The 23,794-nt window shown below is 52.5% G+C and carries 22 protein-coding genes; 21 read left to right on the top strand and 1 reads right to left on the bottom strand.

The genetic code is table 11. The features are described from left to right. Positions 1-100: 100 nt before the first annotated feature. The 13 genes from ACFPTP_RS16940 (at position 101) to ACFPTP_RS16880 (ending at position 10,841) form a co-directional block, all read left to right on the top strand. Positions 101-1,072: an ABC transporter substrate-binding protein gene (locus ACFPTP_RS16940; RefSeq protein WP_381447243.1), complete on the top strand. Its 972-nt coding sequence runs from the start codon at positions 101-103 to the stop codon at positions 1,070-1,072. Then, positions 1,065-2,057 carry a FecCD family ABC transporter permease gene (locus ACFPTP_RS16935; RefSeq protein ID WP_381447241.1) on the top strand — a complete coding sequence of 331 codons (993 nt, stop codon included), beginning with the start codon at positions 1,065-1,067 and terminating at the stop codon, positions 2,055-2,057. The genes ACFPTP_RS16940 and ACFPTP_RS16935 overlap by 8 nt, the downstream gene beginning before the upstream one ends. 1 nt (position 2,058) lies before the next feature. Further along, positions 2,059-3,525 carry an adenosylcobinamide amidohydrolase gene (locus ACFPTP_RS16930; protein ID WP_381447239.1) on the top strand — a complete coding sequence of 489 codons (1,467 nt, stop codon included), beginning with the start codon at positions 2,059-2,061 and terminating at the stop codon, positions 3,523-3,525. A gap of 40 nt (positions 3,526-3,565) precedes the next feature. Then, complete coding sequence (gene cbiB / locus ACFPTP_RS16925; protein ID WP_381447237.1) at positions 3,566-4,522, top strand: adenosylcobinamide-phosphate synthase CbiB; 957 nt, start codon at positions 3,566-3,568, stop codon at positions 4,520-4,522. Further along, positions 4,509-5,591 (top strand): threonine-phosphate decarboxylase CobD, encoded by a 1,083-nt coding sequence (gene cobD / locus ACFPTP_RS16920; RefSeq protein ID WP_381447234.1) that lies wholly within the window; start codon positions 4,509-4,511, stop codon positions 5,589-5,591. Before cbiB ends, cobD begins: the two co-directional genes overlap by 14 nt. Before the next feature lie 400 nt (positions 5,592-5,991). Continuing rightward, the gene (locus tag ACFPTP_RS16915) at positions 5,992-6,579 is read left to right on the top strand and encodes a bifunctional adenosylcobinamide kinase/adenosylcobinamide-phosphate guanylyltransferase (RefSeq protein WP_381447232.1); all 588 of its coding nucleotides are present in this window, start codon (positions 5,992-5,994) and stop codon (positions 6,577-6,579) included. Then, positions 6,576-7,406: a cobyric acid synthase gene (locus ACFPTP_RS16910; protein WP_381447230.1), complete on the top strand. Its 831-nt coding sequence runs from the start codon at positions 6,576-6,578 to the stop codon at positions 7,404-7,406. Before ACFPTP_RS16915 ends, ACFPTP_RS16910 begins: the two co-directional genes overlap by 4 nt. Next, the gene (cobS, locus tag ACFPTP_RS16905) at positions 7,403-8,167 is read left to right on the top strand and encodes an adenosylcobinamide-GDP ribazoletransferase (protein WP_381447227.1); all 765 of its coding nucleotides are present in this window, start codon (positions 7,403-7,405) and stop codon (positions 8,165-8,167) included. Before ACFPTP_RS16910 ends, cobS begins: the two co-directional genes overlap by 4 nt. Then, the gene (locus ACFPTP_RS16900; protein WP_381447225.1) at positions 8,140-8,730 is read left to right on the top strand and encodes a histidine phosphatase family protein; all 591 of its coding nucleotides are present in this window, start codon (positions 8,140-8,142) and stop codon (positions 8,728-8,730) included. Before cobS ends, ACFPTP_RS16900 begins: the two co-directional genes overlap by 28 nt. Further along, on the top strand, positions 8,682-9,080 hold the full coding sequence (locus ACFPTP_RS16895) for a bifunctional adenosylcobinamide kinase/adenosylcobinamide-phosphate guanylyltransferase (protein ID WP_381447223.1): 399 nt from the start codon (positions 8,682-8,684) through the stop codon (positions 9,078-9,080). Before ACFPTP_RS16900 ends, ACFPTP_RS16895 begins: the two co-directional genes overlap by 49 nt. Beyond that, positions 9,077-9,658 (top strand): cob(I)yrinic acid a,c-diamide adenosyltransferase, encoded by a 582-nt coding sequence (locus tag ACFPTP_RS16890; RefSeq protein ID WP_381447221.1) that lies wholly within the window; start codon positions 9,077-9,079, stop codon positions 9,656-9,658. Before ACFPTP_RS16895 ends, ACFPTP_RS16890 begins: the two co-directional genes overlap by 4 nt. Continuing rightward, positions 9,658-10,143: an ECF transporter S component gene (locus ACFPTP_RS16885; RefSeq protein WP_381447219.1), complete on the top strand. Its 486-nt coding sequence runs from the start codon at positions 9,658-9,660 to the stop codon at positions 10,141-10,143. Before ACFPTP_RS16890 ends, ACFPTP_RS16885 begins: the two co-directional genes overlap by 1 nt. After that, on the top strand, positions 10,140-10,841 hold the full coding sequence (locus tag ACFPTP_RS16880) for a hypothetical protein (protein ID WP_381447217.1): 702 nt from the start codon (positions 10,140-10,142) through the stop codon (positions 10,839-10,841). Before ACFPTP_RS16885 ends, ACFPTP_RS16880 begins: the two co-directional genes overlap by 4 nt. A gap of 13 nt (positions 10,842-10,854) precedes the next feature. On the opposite strand, the gene ACFPTP_RS16875 is transcribed toward ACFPTP_RS16880, so the two are convergent. Beyond that, positions 10,855-11,796, bottom strand: a complete 942-nt coding sequence (locus ACFPTP_RS16875) for an alpha/beta fold hydrolase (protein ID WP_381447215.1) — start codon at positions 11,794-11,796, stop codon at positions 10,855-10,857. Positions 11,797-12,243: 447 nt separating this feature from the next. Here ACFPTP_RS16875 and ACFPTP_RS16870 point away from each other — a divergent pair, with 447 nt between their 5' ends. The 8 genes from ACFPTP_RS16870 to icmF all read left to right on the top strand — a co-directional run bounded on the left by ACFPTP_RS16870 (position 12,244) and on the right by icmF (position 23,711). Continuing rightward, positions 12,244-14,394, top strand: a complete 2,151-nt coding sequence (locus tag ACFPTP_RS16870) for a heterodisulfide reductase-related iron-sulfur binding cluster (protein WP_381447213.1) — start codon at positions 12,244-12,246, stop codon at positions 14,392-14,394. 181 nt (positions 14,395-14,575) lie between these two features. Beyond that, positions 14,576-15,769, top strand: coding sequence for an acetyl-CoA C-acetyltransferase (locus tag ACFPTP_RS16865; protein ID WP_381447211.1), 1,194 nt, complete (start codon positions 14,576-14,578; stop codon positions 15,767-15,769). 81 nt (positions 15,770-15,850) lie between these two features. Then, positions 15,851-16,702, top strand: coding sequence for a 3-hydroxybutyryl-CoA dehydrogenase (locus tag ACFPTP_RS16860; RefSeq protein ID WP_381447209.1), 852 nt, complete (start codon positions 15,851-15,853; stop codon positions 16,700-16,702). Positions 16,703-16,738: 36 nt separating this feature from the next. Further along, entirely contained in the window at positions 16,739-16,873 is a 135-nt protein-coding gene (locus ACFPTP_RS16855; protein ID WP_381447207.1) for a hypothetical protein, read from the top strand. An 18-nt stretch (positions 16,874-16,891) separates the two neighbouring features. Then, positions 16,892-18,028: an acyl-CoA dehydrogenase gene (locus tag ACFPTP_RS16850; RefSeq protein WP_381447204.1), complete on the top strand. Its 1,137-nt coding sequence runs from the start codon at positions 16,892-16,894 to the stop codon at positions 18,026-18,028. A gap of 317 nt (positions 18,029-18,345) precedes the next feature. Beyond that, on the top strand, positions 18,346-19,485 hold the full coding sequence (locus tag ACFPTP_RS16845) for an acyl-CoA dehydrogenase (RefSeq protein ID WP_381447201.1): 1,140 nt from the start codon (positions 18,346-18,348) through the stop codon (positions 19,483-19,485). A 13-nt stretch (positions 19,486-19,498) separates the two neighbouring features. Continuing rightward, positions 19,499-20,125, top strand: coding sequence for a TetR/AcrR family transcriptional regulator (locus ACFPTP_RS16840; protein WP_381447199.1), 627 nt, complete (start codon positions 19,499-19,501; stop codon positions 20,123-20,125). A 328-nt stretch (positions 20,126-20,453) separates the two neighbouring features. Then, positions 20,454-23,711 (top strand): fused isobutyryl-CoA mutase/GTPase IcmF, encoded by a 3,258-nt coding sequence (gene icmF, locus ACFPTP_RS16835; RefSeq protein ID WP_381447197.1) that lies wholly within the window; start codon positions 20,454-20,456, stop codon positions 23,709-23,711. The last annotated feature ends 83 nt before the right edge of the window (positions 23,712-23,794 follow it).

Below are 23,794 nucleotides of genomic sequence, written 5' to 3'. Positions count from 1 at the left end.
GCGCATCCATATCAACATTCGCTGCTGTATTTTTACTGAACACATTCCTCCGTCCACAAAACGGGGGATTTTTATTTGGAACAAACAGGAGGAAATCGGAATGAAGAAGATGTGGCAACTTTGGCTAACAGCAATTCTAGCGGCGTTTCTGCTCGCGGCATGCGGCACGGACAACGCGGAGAAAGACAACAAAACTGGAACGGAAAATACACAGAAGGAAAATCAAACAGCGGAAGCGGCATTCCCGATCACGCTGACAGACGCGGTCGGCAATGACATCACGATCGAAAAAGCACCTGAAACAATCGTCTCCATGATTCCCAGCAACACGGAAATCCTGTTCGCGCTCGGCCTGAATGACGAAATTGTAGGCGTCAACGACTGGGATGACTATCCGGAAGAAGCGCTTGAAAAAGAGAAGATCGGCGGAATGGAGTTCAACGTCGAAAAGATCATCTCGATGACTCCGGATATCGTCTTCGCGCATGAATCCATGCTCGGTACGGGCGATGCAGGGCTCGAGCAGCTCCGCGACGCGGGCATTAACGTTTTTGTCGTGAAAAATGCGGCGGATTTCGATCAGACATATGAAACAATCCAAACAATCGGCAAAGCTACTGGCAAAACGGAAGAAGCAGCTACAATCGTTGAGGACATGAAAGCGAAAGTCGAAGAAGTCCTCGCGAAAACGGCAAAAGTTGAGAAAGAAAAACGTGTCTTCATTGAAACATCTGACGCGCCGGAAATTTATGCGCCAGGGAAAAACACGTTCATGCAGGAAATCCTCGACATGATCGGTGCGGAAAACGTCGTGACGGAAGATGGCTGGGCGCTGATCAGTCCGGAGGAGATCGTCAAGCAGAACCCTGACGTCATCCTCGTCATGTACAGCTACGTGCCGGACATCGTTGAAAGCGTGAAAAACCGCGATGGCTTCAGCGACATCATCGCCGTCAAAGAGGATGCAGTCATCCAAGTCGACGAAAACTTGACGAGCCGTACAGGCCCGCGTCTAGCACAAGGCCTGGAAGAAGTGGCGAAAGCCATCTATCCAGAGGCGTTCGGTGAATAAACCGGCACTCGCCTACATCGTGTCCGCCGCCACGCTTCTAGTGGCGGTCTGGCTCGGTGTGTCGATTGGAACGGTCAACATTCCGATCAGCACGTTTTGGGATTCATCGGATACGACAGCGTCAAACATCCTATGGAAAATCCGGATGCCCCGCGTCATCTTAGCCGGGCTCGTCGGCGCATCGCTCGCCATTTCAGGAGCAGCTTTCCAAGGATTGCTGAAAAATCCGCTCGCGGATCCATACACACTCGGAGTGTCATCCGGCGCCTCGGTCGGTGCTGTCGTGACACTCTTTTTCGGTTTATCGATTCCAATCCTAGGCACATACACATTGCCCGTCTTCAGCATGACGGGCGCCGCCTTGACGATGTTTCTCGTCATCGGCTTCGCAAGGCTCGTCGACCGTTCAATGAAAATGGAGACGATCATCTTAACCGGAATCATTTTCGGTTCATTCCTCGGCTCCGTCCTGTCGCTCATGATCGCACTCACCGGCGAAGAACTGCGGCAGATCATCGGTTGGCTCCTCGGCAGCGTCTCGATGCGCGGCTGGAACTATATCGTCATGGTGCTGCCGTTCGTCGTCATCGGTTCCTTCATTCTATGGATGAACCGGAGGGAATTAAACGCGATGCTGTTCGGCGAGGAACGCGCCCATCATCTTGGCGTCAACGTCAAGCGGCGGAAATTCATGATCCTCATCGGGGGTTCCATCTTGACCGGTTCCGCTGTCGCAGTATCCGGCACAATCGGCTTCGTCGGCCTCGTCGTCCCGCATATGACGCGCCTCATGTGGGGGTCGGACCACCGGCATCTGCTCACGCTTTCATTCATGAACGGCGCGTCATTGCTCATCATCTGCGACCTTATCGCTCGGACGATCATCTCGCCGTCGGAACTCCCGGTCGGCGTCATCACTGCATTCATCGGCGCGCCGGTGTTCGCGTACATTTTCTACAGACAGAGAAGGAAAGGGGCCATGTAATATGCTGCAAGTCGACAACCTCACGGGTGGATACGGCAAAGAACCGATCGTCAAAAACATCTCATTCCATGTGAATAAAGGCGAAATCCTCGGCATCCTCGGCCCGAACGGCAGCGGGAAATCAACGTTGCTGAAAATCATATCAGGCATTTTGCCGGCTCAAAACGGCACTGTCCAAATCGACGGGGAGGACGCCAAACTTTATTCCCAAAAGCAATTCGCGAAAAAGGTCGCCGTCCTTCCGCAGCTCCATGCGCACGCCTTCTCGCACACCGTGAAAGACACCGTCGCGCTCGGGAGGTACCCGCATCAGACCGGGCTTTTTTCGTCCTGGTCCGATGAAGACGAGCGGGCGGTGAACGAAGCGATGAACTACACAGGCATCACCCGCTACAAAGACACGGCGATCGAACTGCTGTCGGGAGGCGAACAACAGAGGGTCTTCGTCGCGCAGGCGCTTGCGCAAGCCGCGCCGATCCTCCTCCTCGACGAGCCGACGAACCATCTCGACATCGCCCACCAGCAGCAACTGCTCGACACGATCCGCAACCACGCCGTCGAAAAAGGCGTCACCGTCATTTCCGTCTTCCATGACGTCAACCTCGCGTCGCTTTACTGCGACCGGCTGCTCCTCATGGAACAAGGGGAGATCGCTCGTCTAGGCGAGCCGCAGGACGTCATCCGCGAGGCGACGATCGGCAAAGTGTACAACGCACGCGTCAAAACGCAGCCGCACCCGGAACTGCCGAAGCCGCAAATGACTCTGCTCCCTCACAAAGTCGAGGAGAGCAACCCGTTCACGGTAAATAAAGGGCATTTCACCGTTACGGCGGAGCGCGTTTCATTACAGGTCGACCAGCCATTGAAAACCGTCTCGTCCGCCGTCGTGAATGCCGGACTCGGCTGGTACCGCGCATTCGTCAACCGCCACGTCGACGAAAACTACAACTGCGACGACGTTAAAGCGGAAATGTCCGCCTACCTCGAACAGCATGGCTTCCCGCTTTCGGACACCGTCGGCATGATGACTGCCGTCACGACCGAACACGCGGAAATCGGCGAATACAAAGGCGAATTTGGCACGATCCTCGTCATGGTGACAGCGGGCGTCGGCAATGCCGTCGATGTCTCACAGGCGCTCGACCGTGAACAACGCGTCGGAACGATCAACACATGGGTCATCGTCAACGCCCATCTGCCCGAAGAAGCGTTCATCCAGGCGATGATCACCGCAACCGAGGCAAAAACAAAAGCGCTGCATACTGAAAACATCAAAGACCCGCTCACCGGCACGATCGCGACCGGCACATCGACCGACAGCCTCCTCGTCGCGGCGACGCAGGAAGGGGAGCACTTGCCGTACGCAGGACCGATCACCCCCCTCGGCAAACTGATCGGCCATGGCGTCTACGACTGCACCGTCAGCGCGATTCGTGCTTACAAAAAGGCGAAAGGCTGGACGTCGTAATGCAAGCCTATTTTAGTAAAGCGAAAGGATTGGCCTAACTATGCAAGCCCATTTTCTTGCAATCGCGATTGGGTTCGTCCTCGACCGCGTCATCGGGGATCCCCCGAACTGGCCGCATCCCGTCCGCTGGATCGGCACATTCATCTCGAAACTCACCGCGGTCTTGAATAAAGGTCGCGCCCGCGTACTGAAAGGCGCTGGAATGCTGTTCATGACGGTGTTCCTTGTAACCGTGATTGTGCTTGCGATCGTCTGGTCCGCCTACCAACTACATATCGTTGCCGGGATTGTCGTCGAAGCCGTTTTCATCGCGATTGGACTCGCCCAGAAAAGTTTAAGGGACGCGGCGCTCGACGTTCATAATCCGCTAGTAAAGGGTGACTTAGAGGAAGCGCGAACGAAGCTTTCATGGATTGTCGGCCGCGACACTGACAAGCTGCTGGAAGGCGGAATTGCCCGAGGTGCAATCGAAACGGTATCGGAAAATACCGCGGACGGCGTCACGTCTCCGTTATTTTGGGCATTCCTATTCGGCGCGCCTGGATTATGGATGTATAAAGCTGTCAACACGCTCGACTCGATGATCGGCTACAAAGACGACCGCTACCGGAAATTCGGCAAGTTTTCCGCGCGCGCCGATGATGTGTTGAACTTTATTCCCGCAAGGATCACGGGCTTCCTCATCCTCGTTTTCACTCGAAATGAAGGGGGCATCCCTTTCCGGAAGCGGTTTATCGGCTGGAGCAAGGACGCGCGGAACCACCCGAGCCCGAACAGCGGCTTCCTTGAAGCGGCGACCGCTTGGCAGCTCGGCTTCAAATTAGGCGGGAAAAGTACATACCGAGGAATCGAATCCGAACGGCCGGAAATCGGCCCCGGACTTCAGCCGTTAACAGTGTCGCATATCAAATCGGCGATCCGGCAAATGCAAGCGGCGTCCTTCGCTTTCTGGATACTTATGACGATCATTGGAGTGATTTTCTATGCAATTGCCTGAACACGGGGCGAACCCCCGGCATGTCTACGAGAAACTTGGAATAGTCCCGCCTGCGCGGATCCTCGACTTCAGCGAAAACTGCAATCCGGCGGGGCCTCCGCGGTCTGTCGTCGAATTGTGGCCGGAACTTTTGACGCGATTAAACACCTACCCGGACCCGTCCGGCGAGCCATTCCATTCGAAGGCGGCGGAATATCATGGCGTAATGAAAGAATCGGTGATTGTAGGCAACGGTGCTGCTGAACTGTTGTCGCTCATCGCGGAACGGTATCGTGGAAAACGGGCGATCGTCGTCCACCCAACGTTTTCGGAATACGAAGCGACGTTGCGGGCGAAGGGCGTGGAGATTGAACGTGTCATCGCTTCTGAAGCGGATGGATTCAAACTGCCGGTCGATGCGGTTTTGGACAGGCTTGCAGAAGCAGCCGTCGTCTACATATGCACACCGAACAATCCGACAGGCGTCTTGCCGAAGCGTGATGAACTGTTGTCGATTATCCGGAAGGCGGGGGAGGACGGCTGTGAAGTCGTACTCGATGAGGCGTTCATCGATTTCATTGACGAAAGCAATTCGTTCATTCCCGAATTGAACGAATTTCCGCATGTCATGGTCGTCCGCTCAATGACGAAGATGTACGCCATTCCGGGCATCCGCCTCGGGTATGTCGTCGCGCATCATGATGTCATTGCGGAATTGAAATCGACGGCACCGCATTGGAATGTCAACGGAATTGCGGCCGCAATCGGGGCAGTCTGCCTCGGCGAGGAAGCGTACCGCGAGACCGCGATCCGCCACGCCACCGAACAACGGGTGAAGATGGCGGCGTTTTTGAAAGGCTACGGCTGCATCGTGACCGAATCGGAAGCGAATTTCCTATCATTCAAACCGCAAGACGCCGGAAAACTGTACACAGATATGCTCGCGAAAGGCATCGTCCTCCGCCATTCGGAGAATTTCAGAGGAATGGACGGCCGCTGGCTCCGCATCGGCATGAAAAGCGGCGAGGAAATGGAAGAATTGCGGAGAGAGCTTGCAGCCGCGCTCATAAATCCATTTTGGCGCTCATAACCGGTAGGAACGCGCTCATAAATCCGTTTTGCCGCTCATAAACGGTGGGAATGCGCTCATAAATCCATTTTGGCGCTCATAAACGGTGGGAATGCGCTCATAAATCCGTTTTGCCGCTCATAAACGGTGGGAATGCGCTCATAAAATCGTTTTCACGCTCATAAACGGTGGGAATGCGCTCATAAATCCGTTTTGCCGCTCATAAACGGTGGGAATGCGCTCATAAATCCGTTTTGGCGCTCATAACCAGTGAGAATGCGCTCATAAATCCATTTTGGCGCTCATAACCGGTAGGAACGCGCTCATAAATCCGTTTTGCCGCTCATAAACGGTGGGAATGCGCTCATAAAATCGTTTTCACGCTCATAACCGACGAAGGTAAGGGGGAGGTGTTCCAAATATGGATCGAAAACTGACATTCATCAGCGGCGGCGTGCGAAGCGGGAAGAGCGCTTATGCAGAAAAGTTGCTCGTCGAGGGGGCTGCCGCCGCTCATGGCAGGCTCGTCTACATCGCATCCGGTCGCGCGGTCGATGAAGAAATGAGGCAACGGATTGAAAAACATAAGCTTGACCGCGCGGACGTAGATTGGCTGACGTTCGAGCAGCCGATCGATTTGGAAGAGGCACTGCCGTTCATTCAGCCAAACGATTTTGTCCTATGGGATTGTCTTACGACTTGGCTTGCGAATGAACTATATACGGAACATGAAGGTACATACTGCATCCACATAAAGGGATGCATGGAAAAGAAAGCGGCGCAGCTCGTGGAAACGGTCGCCGCAATCCAGGAGAAAGCCACCCATTTCGTCATCGTCTCGAATGAAGTGCTGGACGAACCGGCATCGACATACGAAGAGACGCAAACATATTGCAAGTGGATCGGCGAGTTGCATCAACATCTCGTCAAACTGGCGGACGACGCGATCGAAATGGATTGCGGACTGCCGCTGTATTGGAAAAAGGAAGGGCAGGTGGCAGTGCGATGAAAGGGATCATGGTGATGGGAACGGCGTCGGATGTCGGCAAGACGATGATCTGCACGGCGCTTTGCAGGCTGCTTTCGGACGAAGGGATGCGGGTCGCCCCATTCAAATCGCAGAACATGTCGCGATTTTCCGCAATGACGGAAGATGGGAAAGAGATGAGCCGGGCGCAGTTTTTGCAGGCGGAAGCGGCGCGGACGAAGCCGGTCATCGAGATGAACCCGATTCTGTTGAAGCCATTGGACAATCGAAAAGCGGATGTCCGGTTTTTCGGAGAGACATTTGAAGCTGTGGACGGGATGGAATACCGGAAGCAGTTTTTCGACCGTGCCCTGAAAGCAATCCGGACGTCGCTCGACCGGCTCGCGGAATCGTTCGACGTTGTCGTCATCGAAGGTGCCGGAAGTCCTGCGGAAGTGAATTTGAACGACCGCGAAATCGTCAATATGCGGGTGGCGGACATGGCGGATGTGCCCGTGCTGCTCGTCGCAGACATCGACCGCGGCGGCGCGATCGCATCGATTGTCGGTACGCTTCAATTGCTGTCGCCGGAACACCGGGCGCGCGTGAAAGGGATCATCATCAATAAATTCCATGGGGACGCAGCCTTATTCCAGGAAGGTGTCGACTTTATCGAATCGTATACGGGCATTCGCATCGCCGGGGTCATTCCGCATAAGATGAATCACGGGATTGAAGAAGAGGACGTGGACCGGCCGCTGAGCGAGGCGCCAGCCGGGACGGATATTTACGACGCTTGGGCGGCACACGTGAAAACGCACCTCGACTGGCCGTTCATCCTGTCGGTCATCACAGGTGAACGGGCGTGAACGGATTGTTGCTTGCACTTCAATTTTTCACGTCCATCCCGATCCGCAAAGAGCTGCAGATGGAACGGAAAGATGTGACGGGGATGTATGTCGCGCTGCCGTTCGTCGGTGGGCTTATCGGCCTTGCAATGTACGGCGTCTCGATATTATTTACGGACGTCATCGGAACGGGCTCGCTGCTCGCATCGGTTTTCGTCGTTGTGGTGGGCGTCGCATTGACGGGAGGTTTGCATCTGGATGGCTTCGCGGACATGGGAGATGCGTTTTTTTCGTATCGCGACAAGGAAAAGCGGCTTGAAATATTGGACGATCCGCGTATCGGCGCGTTCGGGGCGATGGTGCTCGTCCTGTTGCTCATTGTGAAAATCGCTTTGCTCGAGGAATTGATTCATCGCAACGAGGGCTTACTTGCGTACTTCATTGCTGTCCCGTTTCTGGCTAGGGCAGGCATGAACGTCTACTTTTCAACGACGCGCCTTGCGAAAGAGAAAGGGATCGCCCATTTCTTCAAAGGGAAGCTGGCAACGGCCAAGTTGATGGCGTGGTCGGTCTCTGCAACAATCGCTGTTGCCGTGGTACTTGGCTTCGTACTTCATTCGATCGTTGTGCCGGTTGTGTTGGTGTTCGTCGCTGTGGCGGCTGTATTTATTTTCAGAAGCTGGTCGCTTAAGCATTTCGGCGGCGTTTCGGGTGACTTATGCGGGGCGTTCATCGAAGGGACGGAGGCGTTGTTATGGCTGGCAATCATCATTTGTATTTGATCCGGCATTTGCCGACTGCCGGGAATCGCGAGAAGAAATATATCGGATGGACGGATGAGCCGATTGAGCCGGTCAGAAACTTGGTTCGGACGATGCCCGTAAGCGAAATCGTATATGGGAGCGATTTGAGACGTGCTAAAGAGAGCGCGGAACTTCTGTTTCCCGGTTCGGACTATCACGCGGATACAAGATTGCGTGAATGCCATTTCGGTGATTTTGAAGGGAAAACGTATGCGGACCTTGAATTGGATAAGGACTACCGAAGTTGGATTGAGGATCCGTATTCATTCGCACCACGTGGCGGGGAAAGTTTGGCGGAAGTGGAGAAACGCGTGCTGGAGGCACTGGTTTCATTGCCGAATGGCGGAATCGTTGTCACCCACGGCGGACCGATCCGCATCGCGCTCACCCGATTTTCACCGGAACTGCGGGATTTCTGGTCATGGCAAATTTCTCACGGATCGATTTGGAAGCTCGAATGGCGCAGTCACGACGGAATGAAGGAGGGCTTGCGATGCGTGTCGTTATCGGAGGTTCCCACAACGGGAAAAGAGAGTATGTGAAAAATATGCTCGTGGATGTTCCGCATCATTGGGTCGATTGTTCCGTTGGTGAGATCGAGATTCCGCCCGGAACCAAGGTTGTCATTGACCGTATCGAGCAATGGCTCGAACAGAGTGAACTGGCTGAAGCGGAAGCCGTTGAGCACATTTTGAAATCGATTGAAGGAAAAGACATCATTTTCATTCTGACCGACATCGGACGGGGAATCGTGCCGATGGACGCGGACCAGCGGAAGCTGCGCGATGCATGCGGCCGGCTGTACCAGCGATTGATTGGGCAGGCGGATGAAGTGACGAGGATTTGGTACGGACTGGCACAAACATTGAAGAAAAGGGGAGAAATCATATGAAAATCTATACGAAAACAGGAGATAAAGGGCAAACGAGCTTGATTGGCGGCAGAGTCGACAAGGACAGCCTTCGCGTTGAAGCCTACGGGACGATGGATGAATTGAACTCGTTCATCGGCAAGGCGATGACGGAGCTTGAAGGTGAAAAGTTTGCGGATCTGCTTGCGGATTTGGAAGCGATCCAGAATGAATTATTCGATGGCGGCGGGGACTTGGCGAATGTCATGAAAGAGCGCCATTATAAATTGTCGGAAGAGCCGATCGAAGTGCTAGAACAGCGGATTGATGCATTGATGGATGAAGCGCCGCCGCTTGAGAAATTCATTTTGCCGGGCGGATCGCCTGCAGCTGCGACGTTGCATATTGCGCGTACGGTTGCGCGCCGTGCGGAACGATTGACGGTGACGCTGATGAAGGCGGAGGAAGATGTGCCGGCGAAGGTCCAGAAATACTTGAACCGCCTATCGGACTATCTTTTCGTCGCGGCACGCATCGTCAATGCGCGTCTTGGCGTTCCTGATAATGAATATGTCCGCAGTGCGAAAGTGTTCCGGACCGGTAAAAAAGAGGGAAAATGATGAAACTCAGAATAATGACGCTGACCGCATTGTTCGCGGCGCTTTGTGCGGTGGGAGGGTTCATCAAGATCCCGTCCGGCGTCGGCTCGTTGGCGCTTGATACCGTACCTGCATTGCTGGCAGCATCCTTCTTGCCGCCCGTCTTCGTCGGAGTCGCGTCGATGACAGGCCATCTCGCGTCCGCAATGTACGCGGGCTTTCCGCTCGGGCCTTTCCATATCCTGATTGCGATTGAAATGATGATCATCCTTTATGGTTTCGCACGTCTACATAAGGCGGGCCACCACTTATCAAAGTGGGTGTTCTTCATCGTCGCGAATGGGTTGCTTGCGCCGTTGCCGTTTTATTTCCTCGTATCGCCTGCATTCTTTATTGGCGCGGTCCCGGCGATTTTATTAGCGACGGTCTTGAATGCCGTAGTGGCGGCTGTCGTCATGCCGGTGCTTGCGAAAGCGGCTGGCGGCAGATTCGGGTTCGTCCGATGAGAAATGCGATAGCGCTCGGCGATGGGCATGTCGTAACGACGGATAACTCGGGTGGTATCGGGGAGAAGCTGCATGATGTCGTGGCGGTTCCGGATCGGGTGACGGCGTATTTCGCCGCCCGTGTCGCACTGCTCGAGCAGTGGGCGGCGCACGCGGATCCGATCGCTGTGCTCATACATAATTTCAGCGGCGAAGAAAGTTGGGCGATGTACGTAGCAGGCGTGGAAGATGTCTTCCGGGAATCAAATCTGGATTCGCCGAAAATCTCGGGCAGCACGGAGACGAATATGCAACTTTTGCAATCGGCTGTCGCGGTTACGATAATCGGCAAACAGCGGGTTGTTGAGGAAGTTGCTGAGTTGGAATGGTACGCCTACGGCACGCCGCTCGTCGGGAATGAAGTGCTTGAAAGACGCGGCGAGATTGCGTCATTGCGGTTGATCAAAGAAGCGATGGACAACGGATTGATTCAAAAAGTCTGGCCGGTAGGGTCGAAAGGGATTCTTGCGGAATATAGAAAGCTGATGGGGGATCCGTTGGTTATGATAGAAGCTGACGTCGATATTCATTCATCAGCGGGACCTTCAACGTCTGCACTCCTTGGAATTAACGTCGATAACATCGAAAAAGCCCGCCAATTGTTGGGCGGGCAACTTTATAAGATAAACGAAACCAACAGCCTCCGAAATGAAATATGACCGGGGGCTGTTTTTATATCGTGAGTTCCACTTCTTCACATAGTGCTTGAATGGTGTTGATTACAAGCTCTGGATTTTCCAAGTGGATGGAATGACCATTATCTGTTTTGATTTGCCTCGTGTTATTTGACAAATTGCACAGGAGTTCTTGGTGTTCAATCCAAGTCGGATCACTGTTATTGGAACTTAGTATCCTTATAGGTAAGTCCGGATATAAAGGTTTGGAATTGGCAACTTGCAATGCAGATTGTTCACTGTGCAGGAACTCTTTATAAACCGCTTCGAATGCATTTGGATGATACCCGATATAGGCGGCTGGCTTTTGAAAAGGCCCCGGTAAATACTTTCTGCCGACTGGCTGCTTTATTAGTCTCGGTAGTCCGACCCCGGAAGTGATGTACCCTAATCTGAATAAATTCAAGTTTTTCTGATGGCTTTTTTTACGGACATCATCCCATTCCTTGCTTAAGTATCTATTCTCATGGACTGCGTCAATTAATAGTATCGCCGCCACTTTTTCGGGGTGCTTGCTTGCAAATAGCCTCATGTTTAATCCGCCGAATGAATGTCCGACGAGGATATAGGGCGGATTGATTGCCAGTTTATCTAAAATGCGTATTAAATCATTGACGGCTTCCTCGCTCGTGTGTGTGCCTTTTGAACGCGAGCTCCAGCCGTAACCTGCACGATCAAAAGAAAGTACTCTTGCGAACTTGGATATTTCAGGTTGAACGTAGTACCAGTCGATCGAGCAACAACTTAATCCAGCATCAAGTATGACAGTAGGTTTTGAGTCGTTGTTTCCGGATACGATCGTATGTATTTTCCTGCTGTTTACCTCAATCAATTCTCCTATTTCTTTAACCTTCCTTTTTTGATTGATAAGCATATTTGCCAATGTGAAAGGAAAGCAGATAATCGACAAAGTGTTTTTGACAAGACTGTCTGTATTCATTTCCGCCCTCCTTTATAGTCCGTTGATTAATAATACCATGAATATTGCAAATAATATTCCGGATAAAAGTATTTATTACCAAAGCACATGGTCCCGCGCCTATAAACCTCCGCTCTGCGCTCATAAATCTGTTTCTGCGCTCATAAACTCGTTTTCACGCTCATAAACTCCCATCCAGCGCTCATAAACTCGTTTTCGCGCTCATAAACCTCCGCTCTGCGCTCATAAATCACCGTCCCGCGCTCATAACTCAGCCATCCGCGCTCATAACAGCCCCAGTACCGCCTATACCTCATTCTAAATCCTCTAAAAATTATCCCTAAAATAAAAATATCCATTGACTGAATGCTCATTCATAACTTAAACTATGAAATAGAACATCGACACAATACTAATTTTCTACTACACTATTCATAACGTTCCGATAAGGGAAGGAGAGAATATAAAATGGATGCTTTGTTGATCGTCAACTGGATCCTTTTCCTGGCGGTGGTGGCATATGCGCTTGCGCTGTTCACGCATTTGATCAGGACGCGGGTCCAATTCATAAAGCTTGGGCGGAAGGAAGAGTTCGACAATAATGTTTCCCGCCGTCTGAAAGAAGTTTGGGTGAATGTATTCGGGCAGAAGAAACTATTGAAGGATAAGAAAAGTGGAATCATCCACGTCATGTTCTTCTACGGATTCCTGCTCGTCCAATTCGGGGCGATCGACCTCATTTGGAAAGGCTTGAAGCCGGGGTCGCATTTGCCGTTCGGACCGATTTACGGAGGATTTACGTTCTTCCAGGAAATCGTTGTTTTCATGATTTTGATTGCAGTGGTTTGGGCGTTCCACCGCCGGTATGTTGAGAAGCTCGTGCGCCTGAAGCGCGGCTGGAAATCAGGGCTTGTCCTCATTTTCATCGGCCTTCTCATGTTGTCGACGCTTGTCGCGAATGGCGCGAACATGATTTGGCAAGGGCATGAAACGGTGTGGACGGAGCCGATGGCATCTGCGATTGCAACCGCTTTCAGCTTCATGAGCCCGACAGCCGCAGCGGTCGTCTTCTTCGTCGCATGGTGGGTCCACTTGCTCACATTGCTCACATTCCTCGTGTATGTGCCGCAATCGAAGCACGCGCACTTGATCGCAGGACCGGTCAACACGTACATGATGCGTTTTGATCGGAGGGGCAAGCTTGCGCCGATCGACTTCGAAGCGCTTGAAGAAGCGGAAGACGAAGATGATATGCCTGCGCTAGGTGTAGGGAAGATCACCGATTTCACGCAGAAGCAGATGATCGACTTCTACGCGTGCGTTGAATGTGGACGCTGTACGAATATGTGTCCGGCGACCGGGACGGGCAAAATGCTGTCCCCGATGGACTTGATTACAAAACTGCGTGACAACCTGACGAACACGGGCGCGCTCGTCACGAAGAAACAGCCATGGGTGCCTGCGCCAATGTTCAAAAACACAAAAGGCAACCAGATTGCGCTCGCCGCTGCATTGGAAGGCGCATCAATCGACGATATTTACAGCCCATCCCTCATCGGCGATGTCATCACCGAAGAGGAAATCTGGGCGTGCACGACGTGCCGGAACTGTGAGGACCAATGTCCGGTCATGAACGAGCACGTCGACAAAATCATCGATCTCCGCCGTTATCTCGTCATGACGGAAGGGAAGATGGACGCGGATGCGCAGCGTGCGATGACGAACATCGAGCGCCAAGGGAATCCGTGGGGCATTAACCGGAAAGAGAAGGAGAACTGGCGTGATGCGCGTCCGGACCTTCATATTCCAACAGTGAAAGAAATGAAGAAAGCGGACGAAGAGTTTGAATACCTCTACTGGGTCGGTTCGATGGGTGCATTCGATAACCGTTCGCAAAAGATCGCGCTTGCTTTCGCGCATCTCATGAACGAAGCGGGCGTCAAATTCGCAATCCTTGGGAATAAAGAGAAGAACTCCGGCGACACGCCGCGACGTTTGGGGAACGAGTTTTTATTCCAAGAACTCGCGACTTCGAATATCGATGAATTTGAAAAAGCGGGCGTAAAGAAGATCGTCACGATCGACCCGCATGCATATAATATCTTCAAGAATGAATATCCGGATTTCGGTTTCAAGGCGGAAGTCGTCCACCATACCGAAATGCTGTACGACCTTGTCATGAAAGGCAAGCTGAAGCCGGTCCATGAAATCAATGAAACGATCACGTTCCATGATTCGTGCTACCTCGGCAGATACAACGACGTGTACGATCCACCACGGGAAATCCTTAAAGCGATTCCGGGCGTCAACCTGGTTGAGATGAAACGTAACCGCCAGGACGGCATGTGCTGTGGAGCGGGCGGCGGACTCATGTGGATGGAAGAGGATGCGGGCCACCGCGTCAACGTTGCGCGTACGGAACAGGCGATGGAAGTAAGCCCGGGCATCATTTCATCCGGATGTCCATACTGCTTGACGATGCTATCGGATGGAACGAAGGCGATCGAAGTGGAAGACAAAGTCGGCACATACGACATCGCGGAATTGCTTGAGCGCTCCATCTTCGGGGAAGACTTCCAACCTGCAGTCGTAGAAGAAGAGGAACCGATTTTACAATAAGATATATTGCGAGAGTTTAGAAAGAACGATATAATTAAGAAAATTGGGAGCGGATCTGCTTCCGTGAAAAAAAGGGAGTCTGTGTACTCCCTTTTTTTTCGAAGAGTTACCGAGCGAGCGTTCAGTCGTCGCTCTTTCTGTAAAATGAAAACGTTATCATGCTGAAATGGAGGAGTAGGAAATGGGCAGAACAGTCATCTTGGACGGGGCACGGACTCCGTTTGGTAGGTTTGGCGGTGCTTTATCCACGAAAACAGCAAGTGATCTAGGCGGAATCGCGATTAAGGAAGCGTTGAAGCGGTCGGGTGTTACAGAAGAGGAAGTCGATGAAGTGATCATCGGGACGGTGCTGCAGGCGGGGCAGGGGCAAATCCCATCGAGGCAGGCGGCAGTGAAGGCGGGGCTTCCGTGGTCCGTGAAAACCGAGACGGTGAATAAAGTATGTGCATCCGGCATGCGAAGCGTCACGCTCGGCGACCAGCTCATCCGGCTCGGTGACGAAGACGTCATCGTGGCGGGCGGAATGGAATCGATGTCGAACGCACCGTATTATTTGCCGAAAGGGCGATTCGGCTTGAAGATGGGCGATGCGCCATTGGTGGACGGAATGATTTATGATGGCTTGTCCTGTTCATTCTCCCCAGACCGCGTCCATATGGGAACGTACGGGAATGGGACAGCGAGCGAGTTTTCTTTGACACGTGAAATGCAGGACGAATGGTCGCTGCGCAGCCATGAGCGTGCGAATGCGGCGATTGACGAAGGGAAATTTGCAGAGGAGATTGTTGGAGTGCAGATTCCGCAACGGAAAGGGGATCCGGTCGTCGTCGACACGGACGAAGCGCCGCGTCGCGACACTTCCCTCGAATCACTTGCGAAATTGCGTCCTGCATTCGGGAAAGATGGCACGATTACAGCAGGCAATGCGCCGGGCGTCAATGACGGAGCGTGCGCGCTTGTCTTGATGAATGAGGAGCGTGCGTTGAAGGAAGGGAAGAAGCCTCTTGCAACGATTATCGGACACGCCGAAGTTGCGATCGAGCCGGAAAACTTCCCGCAGACGCCGGGATTAGTCATCAACGAGTTGTTGAAAAAGACGGGCAAAGAATTGAAGGACATTGATTTATTCGAAATAAACGAAGCGTTCGCAGCTGTCGCTCTTGCAAGCTCACAAATTGCAGGGCTCGACCCTGAAAAAGTGAACGTCAACGGCGGAGCAGTCGCACTCGGACATCCGATCGGCGCAAGCGGGGCGCGGATCATCTTGACGCTTGCTTATGAATTGAAACGTCGTGGTGGCGGTATCGGTATTGCTGCGATCTGTTCGGGCGGCGGGCAGGGCGACGCGATCATGATTGAAGTTGGGAAAGAGTGATAGCCCAATAGGTGGCTAGATTCTGATTTATGCGTATGTGCAAGCGGAGATTTTGGTAGACGGAGACGGAGGTACTTCATTATGGAAATCAAAAAAGTGATGGTCATCGGAGCTGGACAAATGGGCGGCGGAATCGCTCAAGTGTGTGCGCAAGCGGGCTTCGACGTGAAATTGAATGATATTAAAGAGGAGTCGTACGAGAAGGGGCTTGCGGTCATCGCGAAAAACCTTTCTCGCAACGTCGAGAAAGGCCGCATGACGGAAGATGAAAAATCGGAAGTCCTCGGGCGCATCACGAAATCGCTCGATTTGCAGGACGCACATGACGTGGACATCGTCATTGAGGCGGCGATCGAAAACATGGAGATCAAAAAATCGATCTTCGCGAAACTTGACGGGATTGCGCCGAAGCATGCGATTTTGGCGACAAATACATCATCCCTTCCAATTACAGAAATCGCGGCAGTGACAAACCGTCCGCAAAACGTCATCGGCATGCACTATATGAACCCGGTGCCTGTCATGAAACTCGTCGAAATCATTCGCGGGCTCGCGACATCCGACGAAGTGTATGAAGCGGTCGAGGACATGACGCGCAAACTATCGAAGACGCCGGTCGAAGTGAATGATTTCCCGGGATTCGTCGCAAACCGCGTGCTTATGCCGATGATCAACGAAGCGATTTACACGCTGTACGAAGGCGTCGCATCGAAGGAAGCGATTGACGAAGTGATGAAACTCGGCATGAACCACCCGATGGGGCCGCTTCAACTGGCTGATTTCATCGGACTCGACACATGCCTTTACATTATGGAGACGCTCCACGAAGGCTTCGGCGACTCGAAATACCGCCCTTGCCCATTGCTTCGGAAGTACGTCAACGCGGGCTGGCTTGGCAAGAAATCGGGCCGCGGCTTCTATGAATATTCATAAGGTGAAGGGTACACCGGAGGTCAGAAGGAGCTCAACTTGATAGGTCGAAGGTCATTGAATGACGATAACTTGCGGAAGTTGACCGATAAAATTGTGAACTTGACCGATAACCCGCCGGATTTGACCGATAAAGTTATGAACTTGACCGATAACGAGCGACTAACACGTTAAATAAAGGAGTTAATTCCAATGGATTTACAATTCACCGAAGAACAGCAGATGATGCGCACGGTGGTAAGGGACTTTGCGAAAGCGGAAATCGAGCCGTTCATTCCACGGATGGAGGCGGGGGAGTTTCCACGTGAAATCCTAAAGAAAATGGGCGAGCTCGGCCTGATGGGCATCACCGTCCCCGAAAAATACGGCGGTTCCGATATGGACTTCGTTTCCTATATCATCGCCATCCACGAGCTTTCGAAAGTGAGCGCGGTCATGGGCGTCATCCTGTCCGTCCATACGTCCGTCGGCACGAACCCGATCATGTATTTCGGGAATGAAGAGCAGAAAAACCGTTACTTGCCGAAAATGGCATCGGGCGAATACTTGGGCGCCTTCTGCCTGACGGAGCCGAGTGCTGGATCCGACGCAGGATCGCTGAAGACGAAAGCCGTGAAAAAGGACGATCATTATGTACTGAACGGCTCGAAAGTGTTCATTACGAACGGCGGCGAGGCGGACGTCTACATCGTTTTCGCGTCGACGGATCCTTCGCAAGGGACGTACGGCATTACGGGCTTCATCGTCGATATGGATACGCCGGGCCTCATCATCGGAAAAGACGAGGAAAAGATGGGCCTGCACGGATCGCGAACCGTGCAGCTCACATTCGAAGATATGAAAGTGCCCGCGGAGAACCGTCTCGGTGAAGAGGGAGAGGGCTTCAAAATCGCGATGGCGAACCTCGACGTTGGCCGGATCGGCATCGCGGCACAGGCGCTCGGCATCGGCGAAGCGGCACTTGAAGCGGCTGCCGCGTATGCAAAGGAACGTGTGCAATTCGGGAAACCGATCGCAGCGAACCAAGGCGTCGGATTCAAGCTGGCGGATATGGCGACAGCATCCGAAGCAGCAAGGCTCCTCGTCTACCGCGCCGCCCAGCTGCGCGCGGAAGGGAAGCCATGCGGTAAAGAGGCCTCCATGGCAAAACTGTTTGCATCACAAACCGCGATGGACAACGCTATCGAAGCCGTCCAAGTTTTCGGCGGCTACGGCTACACCGAAGACTACCCGGTCGAGCGCTACTTCCGCGACGCCAAAGTTACCCAAATCTACGAAGGCACCAGCGAAATCCAACGCATCGTCATCAGCAAGCATTTAACGAGGTGACCTTTTGGTGGTGCCTGTGCATGGTGCATTTATGACAATTTGATGAGTAGTATAAATATACATCTTTAGGCAATCGAAAGTCCGACACGAAAGCATTATGACATTGCGAATATGCAATTGTAGTTAATAAACTGAATTGTGTCGGTGCCTGTGCAAGACGCATTTATGACAATTCGATTAAATGTATAAAAATACTTCAACTGACTAAGTGATTACTGCAATAACAGCACTATCGTTTTCGAAATATACAATTGTAGTTAATAGACTGAATTGTATGGTGCACAGGCACCGTACAAAACCCCGAGGAGGAAGTTGACATGGATTTTAGATTATCGGAAGAGCATGAAATGATTCGGAAAATGGTGCGCGATTTCGCGGAGAAGGACGTTGCGCCGACAGCTGCGGAGCGCGATGAGGAAGAGCGCTTTGATATGGACATTTGGAACAAGATGGCTGAACTCGGGTTGACGGGGATTCCTTGGCCAGAAGAGTACGGCGGCATTGGCAGCGATTATCTCGCGTATTGCATCGCGGTGGAAGAGTTGTCACGCGTCTGTGCATCGACAGGGGTTACATTGTCCGCGCACACGTCACTTGCAGGGTGGCCGGTATACAAATTCGGTACGGAAGAGCAGAAGCAGAAATACCTACGTCCAATGGCTGAAGGAACGAAAATTGGCGCGTACGGCTTGACTGAACCGGGCTCCGGTTCCGATGCTGGCGGCATGCGTACGACTGCGAAGCTTGACGGTGACGATTACGTTCTGAACGGCTCGAAGATCTTCATTACAAACGGCGGAATTGCAGACATTTACATTGTGTTCGCAGTGACCGATCCGGAATCGAAGCATAAAGGCACAAGCGCATTCATCGTTGAAAAGGATTTCCCAGGCTTCTCAGTAGGCAAGAAAGAGAAGAAACTTGGCATCCGTTCATCTCCTACAACGGAAATCATGTTCGACAACTGCCGTGTGCCGAAGGAGAACATGTTGGGTGCGGAAGGCGAAGGGTTCATTGTCGCGATGAAGACGTTGGACGGCGGCCGGAACGGAATTGCTGCACAAGCGGTCGGCATTGCGCAAGGAGCGCTAGACGCAGCAGTCGATTATTCGAAGGAGCGCGTACAGTTCGGCAAGCCGATTGCAGCGAACCAAGGCGTCGGCTTCAAGCTGGCGGATATGGCGACGGCGACGGAAGCTTCACGATTGCTCACATACCAGGCAGCATGGCTTGAATCGAACGATTTGCCGTATGGAAAAGCATCCGCGATGGCGAAACTGATGGCAGGAGATACGGCGATGAAAGTGACGACGGAGGCAGTTCAAGTGTATGGCGGCTACGGCTATACGAAGGATTATCCGGTCGAGCGCTTCATGCGCGACGCGAAGATTACGCAAATCTACGAAGGAACGCAGGAAATCCAACGACTCGTCATCTCCCGCATGTTGACAAAATAATCGGGGGTGCATGATGCAATTGAAACGTGAAGTAAAATCGTCTGTCAAAGATGAAAGCTTGATTGAAAAGAGGCGTGAGCAGATCATTGATGGAGCCGTCCAGCTGTTCAAGGAAAAAGGGTTCCACAGGGCGACGACGAGGGAGATCGCCAAAGCGGCGGGCTTCAGCATCGGCACGCTCTATGAATATATCCGGACGAAGGAAGATGTGCTCTATCTCGTCTGCGACAGTATTTACAATGAAGTGCAGAGCCGCCTATCGACGTTGATGGACCAGGAAGGGAATGTGGAGGGACTACGGATGGCAATCGATTCGTATTTCCACCTGATCGACGACATGTCAGATGAATTCGTCGTCATGTACCAGGAATCGAAGTCATTGCCGAAGGACGCGCTCCAATACGTCCTGAAAAAAGAGATGGAAATGGTCGCGTTATTCAAGAACCTGCTGCAAGCATGCGTCAGGTCCGGTGAATTGCGCATCGGCGAGGAAGCGGTCGACATGGCCGCACACCACGTCGTCGTCCAAGGCCAAATGTGGGCATTCCGCAGATGGGCATTGCGCGGAACCTACACTATCGAGGAGTTCATCAGCTATCAGACCGACCAATTATTCAAAGGAATCGTCGGTAATCCATAAATTGTGTGGGTGCCTGTGCGTGGTGCATTTATGACAATTTAACGGCATGCATAAAAATGCAACGTTTAATATGCGTTTGATTGTCATAATCATCTTCCAGTTTCCGTTTTATACAATCGTAGTTAATAGACTGAATAGTGTCGGTGCCTGTGCACGATACATTTATGACAATTCAGTTACCGGCATAAAAATACGTATGGAAAAGCATGAATAGTTGTCATAGTCACCTGCCTGTTTCAGTTTTATACAATTGTAGTTAATAAACTGAATAGTGTGCTGCGCAGGCACCGCAGAAAAACCGCAAAAAGAATGAAGGGGTGTGCGAGAAGTGGTTACAACTGAGATTTATAAGCCGAGGCATCATGTTCGTTTTGTGACGGCGTCGAGTTTGTTTGATGGGCATGACGCGTCGATCAATATTATGCGCCGTATCCTCCAATCGACGGGGGCGGAAGTGATTCATTTGGGGCATAACCGTTCCGTTGAGGAGGTCGTAAATGCGGCGATCCAGGAGGATGTGCAAGGGATCGCGATTTCGTCGTACCAGGGCGGGCATGTTGAATACTTCAAATATATGTACGACCTGTTGCAGGAGAAAGGCGCTCCGCATATCCGCATTTATGGCGGCGGTGGCGGCGTTATCTTGCCGAAGGAGATCAAGGAGTTGCATGACTACGGCATCGCTTGGATCTTCTCGCCGGAGGACGGCCGCAAGATGGGGCTGCAAGGGATGATCAACCGGATGGTGGAGGAATGCGATTTCCTTACCGAAGTGGAAGATGAGTTGGCGAATCTCGAAAAAGTGAGTACGGACAATCCTGAAGTGCTTGCCAACCTCATCACGTACGCGGAGGAAATGTATAACAAGGAAAACCCGGCCGCGATTAACCTGATCGGAAAAGCTAGGGAACTATCGAAAAACACGCCGGTCCTCGGAATTACAGGTACGGGGGGAGCGGGGAAATCCTCGCTCACCGATGAACTGATCCGCCGGTTCCTGCGTGAATTGCCGGATAAGAAAGTCGCCATCCTATCGATCGACCCGACGAAGCAGAAGACGGGCGGTGCTCTGCTCGGCGACCGGATCCGCATGAACGCGATCTTCAACAAGCGCGTCTTCATGCGCAGCCTCGCTACACGCGGATCACGCTCCGAACTATCGGGCGCCATCAAAGATGTGCTCGACGTCGTGAAAACGGCGGGCTTCGATCTGATCATCGTTGAAACGAGCGGAATCGGGCAAGGGGACGCGGAAATCACGGAAGTGTCCGATGTATCGATGTACGTCATGACGAGCGAGTTCGGTGCACCGACGCAGCTTGAGAAAATCGACATGATCGACTTCGCCGACCTGATCGTCATTAATAAATTCGAGCGGAAAGGGTCCGAGGATGCGCTCAGCCAAGTGCAGAAGCAATACCAACGGAGCCATCTCCTGTTCGACAAAGATCTAGATACGATGCCTGTCTACGGCACGATCGCGAGCCAGTTCAACGACAAAGGGACGAACTCGCTGTTCGCAGCGCTCGTTTCGAAGTTGAATGAAAAATGCGGCACAGACTGGGAGACGTCCTACACGGAGTTCGTGAAGACGCAAAAGCAGAACGTCATCATCCCGCCAGACCGCACACATTATTTACGTGAAATCGCAAGCACGATCCGCGATTACCATAAGAAATCCGAGCAGCAAGTCGATCTTGCCCGCCGTTTATTCCAACTCGAGGGCGCAATCGAGGCTGTGAATGAAAAATCACCGGACAATGCGCTTACCGCATCGCTCGAGTCTCTGGCAAACGGTGTCCGTGAAGAGCTTTCCGCGGAATCAAAGCGGATTCTCAACAACTGGGAAACTTTGAAAGAATCGTATGCGGGTGACGAATTCATTACGAAAATCCGCGATAAGGAGCTTCGTACCCTACTTACGACGACAAGTTTGTCAGGGTTGAAGATTCCGAAGGTGTCGTTGCCGAAATTCAAGGACTACGGCGAAATCCTTCGCTGGGTGTACAAAGAGAACGTCCCGGGTTCATTCCCGTACACGGCTGGCGTTTTCCCATTCAAGCGGGAAGGGGAAGACCCGAAACGCCAATTCGCAGGGGAAGGCACGCCGGAACGGACAAATCGCCGCTTCCATTACCTGTCCAAAGATGACGATGCAAAACGGTTGTCCACAGCATTCGACTCGGTGACGTTATACGGCGAAGATCCCGACGAGCGTCCGGATATTTACGGAAAAGTCGGGGAGTCGGGCGTCAGCATCTGTACGCTCGATGACATGAAGAAGCTGTATGACGGCTTTGACCTTTGCGCGCCGTCGACGTCCGTGTCGATGACGATCAACGGTCCTGCGCCGATCATCCTTGCGATGTTCATGAATACGGCGGTTGACCAGCAAGTGAAGCTGAAGGAAGAAGAACTCGGCCGCGTGCTGACGGTCGAAGAATTCACGGAAGTCCGAAACGCCACGCTGCAAGTCGTCCGCGGAACGGTGCAGGCGGATATCCTTAAAGAGGACCAAGGGCAGAATACATGCATCTTCTCGACGGAATTCGCGCTCCGCATGATGGGCGACATCCAGCAGTATTTCATTGACAAGAAAGTGCGGAACTACTACTCCGTCTCGATTTCCGGCTACCATATCGCGGAAGCAGGCGCAAACCCGATTTCACAGCTCGCGTTCACGCTCGCGAACGGCTTCACATACGTCGAGTACTATTTGAGCCGCGGCATGAACATCGATGATTTCGCTCCGAATTTGTCGTTCTTCTTCTCGAACGGCTTGGATCCGGAATATACGGTCATCGGGCGGGTGGCAAGACGCATCTGGGCGGTCGCGATGCGCGAGAAATACGGCGCAAACGAACGGAGCCAGAAGCTGAAGTATCACGTCCAGACATCCGGACGAAGCTTGCATGCGCAGGAAATCGATTTCAACGACATCCGGACGACGCTCCAGGCGCTCATGGCATTGCAGGACAACTGCAACTCGCTCCATACGAACGCTTACGATGAAGCGATCACGACGCCGACGGAGGAATCGGTCCGCCGTGCGATGGCGATCCAGATGATCATCACGAAGGAGCACGGACTCTCAAAAAACGAAAACCCGCTCCAAGGATCTTTCATTATCGAAGAACTGACGGACCTCGTCGAAGAATCCGTCCTCCAGGAATTCGACCGCCTGAACGACCGCGGCGGTGTACTTGGCTCGATGGAGACGCAATATCAACGCGGCAAAATCCAGGAGGAATCGATGCTCTACGAAATGAAGAAGCACTCGGGCGAACTGCCGATCATCGGCGTCAATACGTACTTGAACCCGAATCCGCCTTCCGAAGAGGACATCGACAATATGGAAATCGCTCGTGCGACGAAGGAAGAGAAGGAGACGCAAATCGCCAACTTGCGCGCCTTCCAATCGCAGCATGGCGACGAATCGGCTGACGCATTACGCAAGCTCCAGGAAGTTGCAGTGACCGGCGGCAACATCTTTGCGGAATTGATGGAAACCGTCAAAGTCGCGAGCCTCGGCCAAATTACGAACGCGTTATACGAAGTGGGAGGCCAATACCGCCGCAATATGTAAATAGGGGGAACGCTCTTATAGAGCGTTCTTTTTTGAATGTTTGCTCTCCATTAAAAACATTTTGAAAAATTGTCTTCTACAGT

Origin of the sequence: Sporosarcina koreensis (assembly GCF_042655825.1) — a bacterium.
Classification (GTDB): Bacteria; Bacillota; Bacilli; order Bacillales_A; family Planococcaceae; genus Sporosarcina; species Sporosarcina koreensis.
The sequence above is the reverse complement of the archived record's forward strand: the minus strand, read 5'-3'. Positions and strand labels throughout refer to the sequence as shown.